Origin of the sequence: Robertmurraya mesotrionivorans (assembly GCF_050971805.1) — a bacterium.
Lineage (GTDB): Bacteria > Bacillota > Bacilli > Bacillales > Cytobacillaceae > Robertmurraya_A.
Window position 1 is genome coordinate 1 of the sequence record NZ_JBPCCH010000057.1, and the last position, 868, is coordinate 868.

At 35.0% G+C, this 868-nt stretch carries 1 rRNA gene; it reads right to left on the reverse strand.

The window, feature by feature from the left end:
* Positions 1–93, reverse strand: a 16S ribosomal RNA gene (locus ACRX5O_RS25200); the annotation flags it as partial.
* Between the last annotated feature and the right edge of the window lie 775 nt (positions 94–868).

The window sequence follows — 868 nt, forward strand, 5'->3', positions numbered from 1 at the left end:
CTTTGGGAGCAAGCTCCCAAAGATCCGCTCGACTTGCATGTATTAGGCACGCCGCCAGCGTTCGTCCTGAGCCAGGATCAAACTCTCCAATAAAGAGTAAGATTAGCTCTTAAAAGTTAAAACTTAGAATTAACGTTGACGTTTGTTGTCTTGTTCAGTTTTCAAGGTTCAATTAAGCACTTGATTATCATACTATATCTTTTCACCGTTGTCAACTTCTACGAAAAAACTTTTTAAAAGTTTTTTTCAAGTCGTTGTTGTCGGCTACATGTATTACTATATCATCTTAATTCGTAGAAGTCAACTTCTGTTTTCGAATTAATTTTTATAATTCCTCATTAACTAATAAACTCTTAATGAGGACGGATTCTCATTTTACAAAATACCTATAAATAATGCAATAGTTTTTTTAATAAAATACGACTGCTCCTTTAGATAAAGGGTACCGTTTGGAAGTGCTTTTCTTAAAATACGTGCCGAAATGACAGTCGTATTGGCATCGTTATTGGTATATAAAAAAGTAAAATAAGAGGAGATTTTCCGGTTAGATGCCGAATGGAGCTCGTTTCGGGGTCAATAAGGGGAGGGTTTCCGCTTACGCAAAGCAAACTCTCCCCTTTTCAAAATTTTCGAGCCAATAGGCGGAATCTCTCCGTTTATTTAACCTTTTTTTAATAATAATTACTAAGTTAAGCGGAATTTCTCCGTCTATTTATCAGCTCGGGTTTGCTATGTCAAAGTTAATGGGATTTCGTAGAAACGTTAATAAATAAAGAAAAGACGTATGCCAATGATATGCTCCCGATAAAGTAGACAGATGAAATAATAAAAAATCTGTTTACTTTATTGGGGGTTTTTTTATGGCGAA